Annotated in this window: 10 protein-coding genes; 4 read left to right on the top strand and 6 right to left on the bottom strand. The window is 44.3% G+C overall.

Annotated features, from left to right (window positions below):
• Window positions 1-14 precede the first annotated feature (14 nt).
• The 4 genes from cysI to rlmM form a co-directional block, all read right to left on the bottom strand.
• On the bottom strand, window positions 15-1,745 hold the full coding sequence (gene cysI, locus ACYTXU_RS02195; RefSeq protein ID WP_462208015.1) for an assimilatory sulfite reductase (NADPH) hemoprotein subunit: 1,731 nt from the start codon (window positions 1,743-1,745) through the stop codon (window positions 15-17).
• Window positions 1,745-3,604, bottom strand: a complete 1,860-nt coding sequence (locus ACYTXU_RS02190) for an assimilatory sulfite reductase (NADPH) flavoprotein subunit (RefSeq protein ID WP_462208014.1) — start codon at window positions 3,602-3,604, stop codon at window positions 1,745-1,747. Before ACYTXU_RS02190 ends, cysI begins: the two co-directional genes overlap by 1 nt.
• Window positions 3,605-3,751: 147 nt before the next feature.
• Complete coding sequence (gene queF / locus ACYTXU_RS02185; protein WP_462208012.1) at window positions 3,752-4,588, bottom strand: NADPH-dependent 7-cyano-7-deazaguanine reductase QueF; 837 nt, start codon at window positions 4,586-4,588, stop codon at window positions 3,752-3,754.
• Between the two features lie 5 nt (window positions 4,589-4,593).
• Window positions 4,594-5,670, bottom strand: coding sequence for a 23S rRNA (cytidine(2498)-2'-O)-methyltransferase RlmM (gene rlmM, locus ACYTXU_RS02180; protein ID WP_462208011.1), 1,077 nt, complete (start codon window positions 5,668-5,670; stop codon window positions 4,594-4,596).
• Between the two features lie 710 nt (window positions 5,671-6,380).
• Here rlmM and ACYTXU_RS02175 point away from each other — a divergent pair.
• Entirely contained in the window at window positions 6,381-6,974 is a 594-nt protein-coding gene (locus tag ACYTXU_RS02175; protein ID WP_462208009.1) for a class I SAM-dependent methyltransferase, read from the top strand.
• A 455-nt stretch (window positions 6,975-7,429) separates the two neighbouring features.
• Here the strand turns inward: ACYTXU_RS02175 and ACYTXU_RS02170 are convergent, their stop codons facing one another.
• Window positions 7,430-8,659 (bottom strand): nucleoside recognition domain-containing protein, encoded by a 1,230-nt coding sequence (locus ACYTXU_RS02170; protein WP_462208008.1) that lies wholly within the window; start codon window positions 8,657-8,659, stop codon window positions 7,430-7,432.
• Window positions 8,660-8,851: 192 nt separating this feature from the next.
• Between ACYTXU_RS02170 and ttcA the strand changes: the two genes are divergently transcribed.
• The 3 genes from ttcA to ACYTXU_RS02155 all read left to right on the top strand — a co-directional run bounded on the left by ttcA (window position 8,852) and on the right by ACYTXU_RS02155 (window position 12,569).
• Complete coding sequence (ttcA, locus tag ACYTXU_RS02165) at window positions 8,852-9,775, top strand: tRNA 2-thiocytidine(32) synthetase TtcA (protein ID WP_462208007.1); 924 nt, start codon at window positions 8,852-8,854, stop codon at window positions 9,773-9,775.
• Window positions 9,775-10,236: an acyl-CoA thioesterase gene (locus ACYTXU_RS02160; protein ID WP_462208006.1), complete on the top strand. Its 462-nt coding sequence runs from the start codon at window positions 9,775-9,777 to the stop codon at window positions 10,234-10,236. The genes ttcA and ACYTXU_RS02160 overlap by 1 nt, the downstream gene beginning before the upstream one ends.
• 239 nt (window positions 10,237-10,475) lie before the next feature.
• On the top strand, window positions 10,476-12,569 hold the full coding sequence (locus ACYTXU_RS02155; RefSeq protein ID WP_462208004.1) for a M13 family metallopeptidase: 2,094 nt from the start codon (window positions 10,476-10,478) through the stop codon (window positions 12,567-12,569).
• A 416-nt stretch (window positions 12,570-12,985) separates the two neighbouring features.
• Here ACYTXU_RS02155 and ACYTXU_RS02150 read toward each other — a convergent pair whose 3' ends face one another.
• A complete protein-coding gene (locus ACYTXU_RS02150) occupies window positions 12,986-14,080 on the bottom strand; it encodes a PQQ-dependent sugar dehydrogenase (RefSeq protein WP_462208002.1) in 1,095 nt (364 codons plus the stop codon).
• Window positions 14,081-14,184 lie beyond the last annotated feature (104 nt).

The following is a 14,184-nucleotide window of genomic DNA, read 5'->3' as shown; positions in this document are numbered from 1 at the left end:
TGTCCGCTTTCTGACTAAGCATGGAAATCACGACCATTGTGTACCGCCGAGACGTACCCTTGGCGAATCACAAAATCGCCGAACGACTCTGTTAATTTACGTAGTTCGGCAAAGCTGGCAAATAGTGACTCAAGTTCTTTCAGGATCTCGGCCTCATTAATATTTTCACGGTACAGTTTATTTACTCTGTCGCCGGTGTGGCTGGCGCCCAGATACAGGTTGTACTTACCCGGTGCTTTACCGACGAAACCAATTTCTCCAAGATAAGGTCGCGCACAACCATTGGGGCAACCAGTCATACGGATATTAATCGGCACATCAGCAATACCATGTCGCTCAAGCTGTTCTTCAATCTTATCCAGCAGCGTGGGCAAATAACGTTCTGCTTCAGCCATTGCCAATGCACAGGTAGGAAATGCTACACAAGCTAAACTGTTTAACCGGGTAGGCGTTTCTGTTTGCCCTATACTGATGTTGTGCTGCTTTAAAATTTTCTCTATTGCAGCTTTATTGTCTTCACTGACATTACTGATAATCAGGTTTTGATTAGGAGAACAGCGGAACTCTCCATTTTGACCTCCATCGCTTTCTCCAACAAGAAGATCAGCAACTTTAAGCAGTCCGGTAAACACTTGAGACTGTTCAGTATCCTTAATTCTGCCGCTGTGAATATAGAGGGTTAGATGCCACTTTCCATCATCGGATTTTATCCAACCATAGCGATCACCATTATGCTCAAAGCTGAAAGACTGTGCCGGAGCTAACGACCACCCAAGATAATCGGCTAAAACCTCTTTAAAACCTTCAACCGTCAAACCATCAACGGTGTACTTCAAACGGGCCAACTTCCTCACTTCACGATTGCCGTAATCACGTTGCACTTTCAATATCGACTCAACCACCTTTAGTGCTTCTTCGGGCTTACAAAAACCAATGACGCTGGCAACCCGTGGATAGGTTTCCGGATCATTATGACTACTGCCCATGCCACCGCCGACTAGAATATTAAAGCCCTTTAATTTTTCACCATCTGGTATGGCAATTAAACCAATGTCGTTTGCATAAATATCCACATCGTTATTAGGCGGTACCGCAATGGCGATTTTAAATTTACGCGGCAAATAGGTTTTGCCATAAATTGGCTCTTCGGTGCTGTCAACTTTTTCACCATCTAACCATATTTCATGATAAGCATTGGTATTGGGTAGTAAATGTTCGCTGATTTTTTTTGACCATGCATAAACTTCTGTATGAAGTTTAGATTGCTCAAATAAAGGATTAGCCATTACATTACGATTAACATCGCCACAGGCTGCAATTGAGTCCACCAGGGCTTTATTGATCCCTGCAATTGTTTTCTTGAGATCACGCTTAACAACGCCATGCCATTGATAGGTTTGTCGCGTAGTTAACCGCAAACTACTATGTCCATAGTCTTGAGCGACTTTGGCCAGCACCTTGTATTGCGCAGCCGATGCAACTCCACCGGGTAACCGTGCGCGAATCATAAATGAATACAGCGGCTCCAATTTTTGCTTGCGTCGCTCTGCACGCAAATCTCGATCATCCTGTTGATAGGATCCGTGGAACTTGATGATCATCTGATCGTCATCAGCAATTGCACCGGTGATCTCACTCCGCAAACTTTGCAGCAAAGTGCCGCGCAAATAATTGCTGTTTACTTTTATGCCTTCAACAGCAGTATGCTTTTTGGGGTCATAAATGGTTGGCTTTACTTTACTCATTAGTACACATCCCGCTGGTATCTTTGATTAACTTTTAGCGCTTTCAAATACTGTTTGGCTGCTTCTTCGTCACGTTGACCCTGCTCTTGAATAATGGTCAACAAAGCTTGCTCAACATCTTTTGCCATTTTGTGCATATCGCCACACACATAAAAATAGGCGCCCTGCTCTAGCCATTGCCATACTTCGGCGGCATTCTCCAGCAACTTATGTTGCACATAGACCTTTTGCTCATTGTCACGAGAAAAAGCCAGGTCCAGTTTGTTTAATAAACCAGAACTGACATATTTTTGTATTTCAACCTGATACAAAAAATCAGTGTCGAAGTGAGGATTGCCAAATATCAGCCAGTTTTTTCCGCTTGCTTTATTAGCCGCCCGTTCTTGTAGAAATGCCCGAAAAGGTGCAACGCCAGTACCCGGCCCAACCATAATGATCGGTGCATCGGCAGCCGGTAATTTGAACTTTGGATTATGTTCAACAAAGATACTGATCGTCTCACCCTCGCTTAAGGTTTGCGTTAAATGATGACTGGCCAGTCCATAGCGTTGACCAAAAGTGTTATTAACTGAGACATGATTTAAAGTCAGATGCACTTCATCTTCGAATTCTTGCTGACTCGACGCAATTGAATACAGACGTGGTTTTATCGGTTTTAGACTACCAACCAACTGTTGCGCCGTGATGGCTGGTTGTGCAATGTGCAACAGGTCAATGAACTGATGGTTGGCTATAAACTCACTGTAGTCACTGTCATAAACTGTCTGTAACTCATCGTTGGCTTCCAATTCTAACAAAGCTTTAATGGTTGTTTTGCTAACCAGAGTCAGCTCGGCATATTCTGTTAAATATTTCTTTAGAGTTAATGTCTGACTTTGATAGTTAACAGCTACTTCTCCATCAAGAGCTAACAGAGAAATAATGTCATCCACTAACGACTCCCGGTTATGGGCAACAATTCCTAAAGCATCACCGGGTTGGTAGCTTATGCCTGAATCTTCTATGTCGATTTCAAGATGATAGGTTTCTTTGGGTGAACTTCTACCGGTAATTTTCTGAATGGTGGCAATGGGTGCATGGAAGGGATTATCCTTGCTGTACAGGTTTTGTCTTAACTGAGCATTAACGCCTGCTATAGGGCTGTTTGATGAACTCAGGTCTGTAGAAGGCTGCGCAATTAACGCTGTTACTGCAGTGGCGACCTGCCCAATCCACTCTGCTGCTGGTTCTTGGTAATCTACATCACAGAAGACGGCTTCGATTAACTCCTGCGCGCCCAGCTTCGTAAAACTCTCAGCAAAATCTTTGGCGGTCTGGCAGAAAAACTCATAGCTTGAATCGCCGAGACCAAGCACAGCGAAGCTGGCATCCTGTAACAATGAGCCTTTCGACAATAGTTTCTTGCTGGTTAACGCCTCATACAAATCAATGGCATCATCAGGCGGCTCACCCTCACCATGCGTCGAAGCAACCAGCAATATTGCTGAATAGTCCGCAAGTTCTTTCGCAGCGATTTCCAATGTCGACTTAATTTCAGCGGCAACAGACCTTGAGTGCAATTGCTCAACAAGCTGTTCAGCAACAGATTGTGCATTACCGGTCTGCGAAGCATAGAGCACCAGAACGGGTTGCGCTGACACTGAACCTGATTTTGCATCAGGCCCTGAAACAGGATCTGCAACAGGAAGATTGGCCACCACGGGAGCAGTAATATTGTCAGACTGATACTCAAGCAGCCCGGCACAGTAGCCGCTCAGCCAACTGATCTCCTGGGTACTTAAATTGCGGATTTGATGAAGCAACTCCTCATTAAGAGGTTTTCCTCTGAAGCTGCTTAACTGGTGTTCTTTTACGGTCACGTCGATACATCAATGGGTCACTGGGAGACACATTATTGACGTATAGACGTCTATCCTCTACGAATTAACGACCATAACCGTATGACCTAAAGTTATATCAGGCCCATACTGGCGTCATTTTATTGACGCCTCTCTATTGACGCCTCTCTACTGACGAGAGTGGCGCTGATTGTGGCAGATCTTACCGCTGACGTTAGAACGCCATGGATTGATATCCAAGCCACCACGGCGAGTATATCGCGCGTATACGGTCAATTCCAAAGGTTTGCAGTGGCTCATGATATCGGTGAAGACACGCTCCACACACTGCTCATGAAATTCGTTATGGTTGCGGAAGGAAATTAAATACTTGAGCAGCGATTCTTGATCAATTTTCGGGCCTTTATAGTCAATTAAGATACTGGCCCAGTCTGGCTGCAAGGTGATAAGGCAGTTGCTTTTCAATAAATGGCTGTATAAAGATTCAGTAACCACTTCGTTAGATTCAAGTGCCAATAACTCAGGCTGATACTGGTAGCTATCAATTTCAATATCCAGCTCATCCAGCAAAACACCCTGCCACTCTTTAACTGGCACGCTCTGATTGTATGCCTCAACTGTAAACAGCTTTACCGAAACACTGGTCTCTGCAGCTTTGGATAAACCATCGGTTAATACGTTTTCAACTGCTTGCCAGTCAGCAAACCGGCTTTGGTTTAATGAGTTGAGATAGAGCTTGAAAGATTTCGACTCGATGATATTGGTACTGGTGCAATCAAACTCAAATACCGCGATGGCAACTTGTGGTTTACCTTTGGCATTGAGCCATGACAATTCATAAGCGTTCCAGATATCAGTGCCGTGAAAAGGTAACTGCCCCTGAATATCGATCTCATCACGTTTCAGCTGGCGCGCAACTGGAAACAGCAGCTCTGGCTGATACTGTGACGGATACTCAACCTGCTTGCCTAGTGGGATCTGATTTGGTGTGTCTTGATTCTGCATACTGTTTACTGCGGCTGGTTTTTAATCTTACGTCGGAAATAAACCGTGATCTCTTCGCGGTCATGATATAAATGCTTAGCCTGCCAGAAATAATCGATATCCGCTTCTTCCAGATCGTCGCAAATCAGGCCAATGCACTCATTCACTTCCTGAAAGCGTTTTTTCATCGGCAGTTTTAAGTTAAAGATAGCATGTTCGGTTTTGCCCGCTACCAACCACTTAGCCATTAATCGAGCGACCAGCGAAGGCTTTTCCACCATATCGCAGACCAGAATCTTCACCGGTTTTTCCGACATCCAGGCCAGAGCATTCTCTTTAAGGTGAATGACATGCTCAGTCTGCATTAACTTTTTATCCATGTTGCCATTATCAATCGCCGTGACCTGCAAGCCATGCTGCACCAGCTGATAAGTCCAACCACCGGGAGCTGCGCCCAGGTCTACGGCTGTATTGCCTAAACGCAGAACTGCTTTTTGCTGCTTGCCGGACATGAGCGTTTGGATCGCTTCTTCCAGCTTCAATGTCGAACGACTGGGCGCATCTTTCGGTAACTTAAGACGCAAAATACCGCCTTTCAGCTCAGAGGCACGCCCAACCGGAGAAAAGCCTATCAGGCAATGATCGGTTGCCAAAAACAGCAGATGTAACTGAAACTCGCTTTCGTCATGGATCAATCCTTGCTTCTCGAGTGCAATCGTTACCGGAGTAGAAAACTTTTTACAAAACTTAGAAAGCTCACGACCTTCATCGCTATCTAAGTGCTCAACTAATACCCTTTTCGCCATAGCTATCTGGCTACAGACTTCCAGAATTGGCGTAATCCGATCCTCAACCGGCAGATCCATCAACTCCGCTTTGGCCCAGAACCATTGACGCACAAAGATCAACTCATGGATATCCAACTCTTCAAAAAACGCCTGCTCACTCGCCTCATCAAACAGGAAAAAACGAACATAGCCAGAATTAGGCGTGGTATTGGCATAGCCCGCCAAATCACAGGCATTAGCAAAAGACTGCACCTCAGCGGCACAGTCCGACTCAAAACCCGGACGACAGAAAAAGACAAAAGGCGTTTGATTCATGCAACCTAACTATTTAAGACGAAAATATGCGGTGCATTCTATCACAGCGATATAGCTACTAAATACATCTTCAGGATATCTATTTGGTAGGTGTGGTAGGGGCTTCATACAATCCTAGCCATATTCTTAGTATCTTTTCGCCCCTCGGCGAGTTACTTTTACGGAATACATCCCTGTATTCCGCTGAAGCCAGCGTCGTTTCACTCCGCTGTTCAAATTTGTTCCGGACAAATTTGTCTTGTAATAAGTAACCACAAAATCGTCAGGAACGATTTTGAATAGCGAAGCTAGCCCGAAGGGTGAAGTACAGGATGTACTTCATAAAAGAAGACCACCCCGTGATTGAGGTTTCGCTTCGCTCAACTGCCTTCGTTTCCGCCAAGCCACTTAACGCACCGTAAAATACGTTCCATCCCTGGCCCGAATTTTACTATTCAAATCATCTCCCTAAAGGGATTCCTTTCAGTCACAGATTTGAATTGCTATGTCTTGGCTACTACTCAGCTCAATCAAAAGGGGCATTTTGCAAGCCTGAAAAATGCTTACTAATATGTTGAAGCCTTGAGTTCTCCTTAAGAAATGCCCTTAGTTAAATAAGAGCAAATTATCTTCACCTAGTTACCGAATATTCTTAGCCGCCTGTCAACCATTAGGGATTCTTACTACATAGTGATAAAATCGCGCCAACTTAAACCATTACAATCGACATCATGGCTCATTACACTAAATCTGATATTCCTGGACTGAAAAAAGACCTTCAATTCGAAGAGTCTTTGTGTGGCTTCCCATTGCAGTTTAAAACGACCTGGGGCTTGTTTTCGCCACGCAATATTGATGACGGTACTATCATGTTGCTGAAGTACATGGATATTGAACCAACTGATAACTGTCTTGATCTGGGCTGTGGTTATGGCGCTTTGGGTATCGCGATGGCCAAACAAGCTCCGCAAGGTAAGACATTGATGGTGGATAAAGATTTTGTGGCAGTGGATTACGCCAATAAGAACTGTGAGTTAAACGGAGTGGTCAATGCAACCGCTCGTCTGAGTAATGGTTTTAGCGATGTGACTGAGAAACACTTCAATGTTATTTGCTCCAATATCCCGGCCAAGGTTGGTAATGAACTGCTCTACATATTCCTGCAAGACGCCTGGGATCGCCTCGAACCTGGTGGCACTTTCTATGTGGTAACCATTACTGGGTTACGAGAGTTCATGAAAAAGGCTTTTAAGGAAATCTTCGGCAACTACAAAAAACACAAGCAAGGTCCCGCCTATACGGTTGCCAGTGGCACCAAAGAATAGCAATAAACAGTCTACAATCCCCTGTTTATATGAGATGTGGTGCTTTGAGATAAATGAAGTGTCACATTGTCATGTCAGCGTCAAAATTCTGTAAACATTTTTTCACAATTTCTGTGGATAACTTTGGGGAAAAGTTGCAGGAAACTTTGCCTAAGCCCGAAAACACTGGACACCCAAACAGATTGTACACTTTTTAACCAGCAGAGGTGTTTTTCCTTATATATCAACCACTTAACATGTTTGCAATAGGCTATTTCCACTCTGAATACTTTCTATACAGGCGCAAACCCTTGTCAAATCTAGCTTTAGCCCAGCTTGTGGATTTCTCATGGCAGGACTGTCACATTTTAGGGAGTTTTTTAGCTAAATATTCTGAAAAATATTCAAGATAATTAGTCGGAGTTGTATAAATTTTCGGCAGTTAGTAACCACTTAAAGCCTAACCCTAAAGACTCTTATACGAAGAACCAATAGGTCAACAAAATAGCGGCGACGATACCCGCAAGATCGGCTATCAGACCACAAGCCAGAGCGTGCCTGATGCGTTTGATTCCAACTGCACCAAAATAAACCGTCAAAACATAGAAGGTGGTTTCGGTGCTACCCTGAATGGTCGCCACCATATAACCCACCAATGAATCGACCCCCTGACTTTGCATGGTTTCTAACATCATGGCTCGCGCGCCGCTACCACTGAATGGTTTCATCAAAGCGGTTGGCAATGCCTCCACAAAGCGAGTATCCAGTCCTAAACTACCGAACAGCCAGCCAAGACCATCAGCAAAAGCATCCAGTGCTCCAGACGCTCGTAGCGCACCGATAGCGGTTAACATAGCAACTAGGTATGGAATGATGGTAACAGCGACCTTAAAGCCTTCCTTAGCACCTTCAACGAAGTCCTCATAGACAGCAATCTTCTTGTGCCAGCCGTACAACAGAATCGTCACGATGGCAGCCATCAGCAAGAAGTTTCCCAACGCTGAACTCATCTCAGCCATCTCGTCCGCGGGTAAGCTGATCAGACTCCATACCAGGGCACCAATCAGCCCAGCAAACACCAAGAAATAAGCAGCAATGACGCGGTTGAAAATATCGATTTTTTGCACAATGGACACTGCCAACAAGCCAAAGAAAGTGGATGCACAGGTTGCTAATAGTAACGGTAGGAACACTGCGGCAGGATCAGCAGCGCCCATCTGCGCGCGATAGAGCAAAATGGTGATAGGAATAACAGTGACTGCTGAAGTGTTTAGTACTAGAAACAGAATCTGTGCATTACTGGCTTCTTCTTTGCGTGGATTAATCTCCTGTAGTTGCTCCATAGCGCGAATGCCCATCGGTGTTGCTGCATTGTCCAGTCCCAACATGTTAGCGGCCATATTCATGCTGACACTGCCTAAAGCTGGGTGTCCAGATGGCACCTCAGGCATCAACTTGCGAAATAATGGTGCCAATGCCTTAGACAACAAGTTGACCAGCCCACTCCTCTCAGCGATTTTTAACAGCCCCAGCCAAAACGCCAGTATGCCAATCAGGCCAATTGCGATAGTGACGCTGAGCTTTGCCATTTCAAAAATCGACTGTACCAACTCTGGAAAAGCCTCCGCATTGCCTTGCACCAACCATTGAAAAAGCGCTAACACAAAAGCAACTACAAAAAAGAATAGCCAAAGAATGTTTAACACACCGTCTCCTTATTATGGCGGCTATAGGTCTGTTGCCGCTATCTTGCCACTGATAATACACAAAATTGACGATTAAAGTGTATAATGAACGCCTTTTATTCGCTGGACTGTTTCAGGTTAGTTCAGACTGTTTCGGACAATTTCTGGCTAAAAGAAACCCAAGCGAGCAGCCCTATTAATTCGGTTTTCAAGATGAGCACAGACACACTCAATAAAGACCAGCTGGCCAAACAAGCCAAGACCCGCTTTAACAAACTGCAAAAGCGCTTGCGCCGAAATGTCGGCGAAGCAATTGCCGACTTCAACATGATTGAAGAAGGCGACAAGATCATGGTCTGCCTGTCTGGCGGCAAAGATTCCTATACTTTGCTCGACATTTTGATGGGCTTACAAAAAAGTGCACCTGTGAATTTTGAGTTGATTGCGGTAAACCTTGACCAGAAACAACCGGGCTTTCCTGAGGAAGTTTTACCCAACTACCTCAAGTCAGTTGGTGTGCCTTATGAAATCATAGAAGAAGACACCTACAGCGTGGTTAAGAGCATAATCCCTGAAGGTAAAACCACCTGTAGTTTATGTTCGCGCCTGCGTCGAGGCATTATTTATAGCTGGGCAGAGCAAAATGGCATCACCAAAATAGCCCTGGGCCATCACCGCGATGACATCATTGAAACCTTATTCCTGAACATGTTCTTCGGTGGCAAGATGAAATCCATGCCGCCAAAACTGAAAAGCGATAACGGCAAGCATATCGTGATCCGTCCACTTGCTTACTGCAAAGAAAAAGATATTGCCCAGTTTGCCAAGCTCAAAGCATTCCCCATCATTCCGTGCAATCTGTGCGGCTCGCAGGAAAATTTGCAACGCAAAAATATTAAGATGATGCTACAGGACTGGGATCGCAAATACCCTGGTCGCATTGAAACTATTTTCAAGTCGATCAGCAATGTGGCACCATCTCATTTAACCGATACCAACCTGTTTGACTTTGTGAGCCTAAGCCAGGAATCAACGGAGCAAGATACCTTATTCGATGCGCCCGATATTCAGACTCCTGATATTGAGCGTGATGACGACGATGACAACCAAAGCATTAACATAATTAAGGTAGGCTAATGTCTGATACACAAGCGTTAACTGAATTTAAACAACAATTCCCCGTGATATTACCCATTACAGTGGCATGGGGTGAAATGGATGCCTTCCAGCACGTTAACAATGTTAGCTATATACGCTACTTTGAGAGTGCCCGTATCGCATACCTGGAAGCTTTAGGCCAGGAAGCCAAAATTACCAACAACACCGTTGGCCCTATTCTGGCGGATATCTACACTCGCTACCGCCGTCCGGTGGTTTATCCGGATACTTTAATCACTGGTACTCGCATCAGTGAGCTGGAAGAGTTCGGTTTTATCATGGAATATCAAGCATTTAGCGAACAACAGCAAACAGTCACCACACTCGGCAAAAGCCGGATTGTGATGATTGATTACAGCACTAACCAGAAAGTTGCCCTCAAAGACTGCGTTTTAGACGAGATCTTGAAATTGCAGCCGGAACTTAAGTCAGCAAGCTAAGACTAGTCCTGTAATCACAATGCAGCAGGGGCGGACCTATATGTCCGCCTTCTTAATGACCGAAACCCCGACTTACCCTCTCTTTGTCACACTCTGTTACTTTTACCCCCTGCTAAAACTTTTCTTTATCTGCTGATCTGGGTAGTATGTTGAGCGGAAATTTTTAAATAGCGCCCTTAGCGCTCAATAACAGATTATTATCAGTCTTACACTATTTAGTCTTAAACAAAGGTGTCCCAATGAAAAAACTACTCATTAGCTCCGTTTGTTTAGCTGTGTTAGCGGCCTGTAATTCCGGCACGGAAGAACAAAAAGCAAACCAAGAAGCAGCTAAACAGGAGGTTACCGAGCAAACCTCAACGACCACTACTCAAGCCGAACAAGAGCTAGTATCTGGTATCGATAAACAACACTTTGATCATTCAGTTCGCCCACAAGATGATTTATTCCTTCACGTGAACGGCAAATGGTTGAAAGAATTTGAAATCCCTGCTGACAAATCAAATTACGGCGCATTCACTATGCTGGCAGAACAGGCTCGTGAAGATGTTCAAGCAATCATTGAAGAAGCGGCCAACAGCAAAGCTGAGAAAGGTTCTGATGCACAGAAAGTCGGTGACTTATACCAAAGTTATATGGATGAAGAGTTGCTAGAAGAACTCGGAACAAAACCGCTTCAGCCTGAGCTTGACAAAATTGCAGCCATTAAAGACCTTTCCGATCTGTCTGAATACATCGCCTACGCACAAATGGTTAGCGAAGCACCGTTCAGCACTTATGTCTATATTGATGCTCGTCAACCAGATACTTATATCACGCAAATGAGCCAAAACGGTTTAGGTTTACCTAGCCGTGACTTCTATCTTAAAGAGGACGAAAAGAGCGAAGAAATCCGCCAGAAATATGTTGAGCATGTAGCCAAAATGTTTGAACTTGCTGGCGTAGAAAGTGGCGAAGAAAAAGCCAAAGCAGTGATGGCCATTGAAATGCAAATTGCTGAAAAACATTGGCCAAAAGAAAAACTTCGTAACCCAGTGGCTCGTTACAATAAAATGAGCTTCGAAGAGTTGCAAAACACCATCCCAAATCTTGACTGGGATCGTTGGAGCAAAACCGCTATGTTGGAAGGCATTGATAACGTTATCGTTGGTCAGCCTGACTATTTTGCAGCGGTAAACGATATGCTTAAAGAGATTTCTATTGATGATTGGAAAACCTATTATCAATGGCACCTGATCAGTGACTCAGCGTCATTCTTGAATAAAGCTCTAGCAGAAGAGAACTTCCGTTTCTTCCAAGGCGTATTAAGCGGTGTTGAAGAACAAGAACCACGTTGGAAACGCGGTGTAAACGTGATTAACGGAACACTAGGCGAAGTGGTTGGTAAAATCTATGTTGAAAAACACTTCAAGCCAGAAGCAAAACAACGCATGAAAGAGTTGGTTGAAAATCTACGCACAGCCTACGCTCAAGGTATTAAAGAGCTAGACTGGATGGGTGAAGACACCAAGAAACAAGCGTTAGACAAATTGGCAAAATTCACGCCTAAAGTAGGTTACCCAGACAAGTGGAAAGATTACTCCAAACTTGAAATTAAAGCGGATGATTTATTTGGTAATATGAAGCGTGCCACTATGGTTGAAGTTAAACGTAACCGTGAAAAACTGGGCCAACCAATCGATCGCACAGAATGGTTCATGACCCCACAAACCGTTAACGCTTATTACAACCCTGTCATGAACGAAATCGTATTCCCGGCAGCAATCCTACAACCTCCATTCTTCAATCTGGAAGCAGATGATGCAGTGAACTACGGTGGTATTGGTGCGGTAATTGGTCATGAAATGGGTCACGGTTTTGATGACTCAGGTTCACAATACGATGGTGACGGTAAACTTCGTAACTGGTGGACTGAAGAAGACCTGGCTGAATTCACCAAGCGTACTGACAAACTGGTTGCTCAATACAATGACTTCACAGTACTTGACGGAGTACATGTTAACGGTGAATTCACTCAAGGTGAAAACATCGGTGACTTGGGTGGTCTTACTATCGCATATAAAGCGTATCAGCTTTCTAAAGACGGTAAACCAGCTCCAGTCATTGACGGCATGACAGGCGACCAACGTGTATTCTACGGTTGGGCACAAGTATGGCGTCGTAAATACCGTGACGAAGAACTTCGCAAGCGTATCGATACCGACCCACATTCACCTAGTGAATTCCGTGCTAACGGTACCGTTATGAACATGCCTGAATTTCACGAGGCATTCGACGTTAAACCTGGTGATGATATGTATTTAGAGCCAGAAGAACGCGTGAAAATTTGGTAATTATATTTATCATTTCTTTTGCCGAAAACCAAAAAGCCGACTTTATAGTCGGCTTTTTTTGTTCTTATTCACTAATCTTGCTTTGCACATTTTATTATTAGAGCTATACCTAATGGTTAGCACCAATACCCCCTTATATTGAGCTGAGAAACGTACAAAATATAGCAATTAAAATCGTGGATGATTTTGATAAGAATTTTCAGCACAAGGATGTGATGTAAATTCTGGTGCGTTAAGTATTTTGGGAGTGACGAAGATAGTCAGGCAAAGCGTGACCTCAATATCGGGGTGTCGTTTCTTTTGGTACCTTTTCTTTGGACAAGCAAAGAAAAGGTACTCGCTGAGGAGCGAAAACTCGCCACCCATGCATATTGACAATTGAAACAAAACCTCACGCCACAAAAACATTAAAATAATTACTCCCCTTCCTGATACGACACTCGATAAACCTTGCTAAAACCATCATCAGAAACCAGGATCGAACCGTCAGGCAGCATAATGATGTCATTAGGACGGCCCAATACTTCATCACCTTCAAGCCAACCGGTCACAAAATCATCTTCGGATAAAACCTGATTACCATCGAGTGGCATATGCACGACTTTGTAACCCACTTTCGTACTGCGATTCCAGGAACCGTGCAGCGTCACCAGTGGCGTATTTTTGTATTCTTCGGGAAACATATCTCCGGTGTAGAACATCATTCCCAGTGGCGCGACATGTGCCTGGTACTCCCATGCTGGCTTTTGATATTGGCGGTCATCTAATCCATCACCATATTCAGGATCCATAACATCGTTACCATGCACGTAAGGGAATCCAAAGAACTGACCTTTCTCAGTCACAATATTGAGCTCACAAGGGGGTAAATCATCGCCCATCCAGTCACGACCATTATCCGTAAACCACAGTTCTTTGGTTTCAGGGTGCCAATCGAAACCAACACTGTTGCGGACACCGGTTGCAGTCAGCTCAAACTCTTTAGTTTCGATATTTAAACGACCAATGGTACCAAAGCGTTCATCTTCTTCATTACAGATATTGCACGGCACGCCAATCGGAATATATAGATGCCCATCCGGCCCAAATTTTATATATTTCCAACCATGATGACTTTCACTTGGTAACTTATCGAAAACCACTTCAGGCTCGGGCTTTTTGTCATAGGTTTTGTCGATATCTTTAAAGCGTAAAATCTTATCCACTTCCGCCACATACAAGTCACCATCTTTGTAGGCGACCCCACTGGGCAGATACAAACCATCGGCAATTAAGACCACTTCATCAACTTTGAAGTCATTGTCCTTATCGACCATGGCATGGACTTTGCCGGGCTTACGTGAGCCAGCGTAAACAATGCCACTATCAGACAGAGCCATCTGGCGCGCACCATCCACATTATCGGCAAATAGTTCGATTTTGAATCCTTCTGGAACTTCCGCAGCCTGTGTACTCCAGGCTGACAATGACAGCAATACAATACTCGTTAGAATGGGAATGAACCTGGTCATGTTGATTTCCTATTGATTAAGGTTATTACAGACTAATACTTCTTGAATAGGTTTCGCAAGGGATGGGAGGACAAGATATAGGATGGGTTAGCATTTATACGTAA

It is taken from the genome of Kangiella sp. M94, from assembly GCF_054926195.1.
Note: the sequence above shows the minus strand (reverse complement) of the source record. Positions and strands in the feature narration are given on the sequence as shown.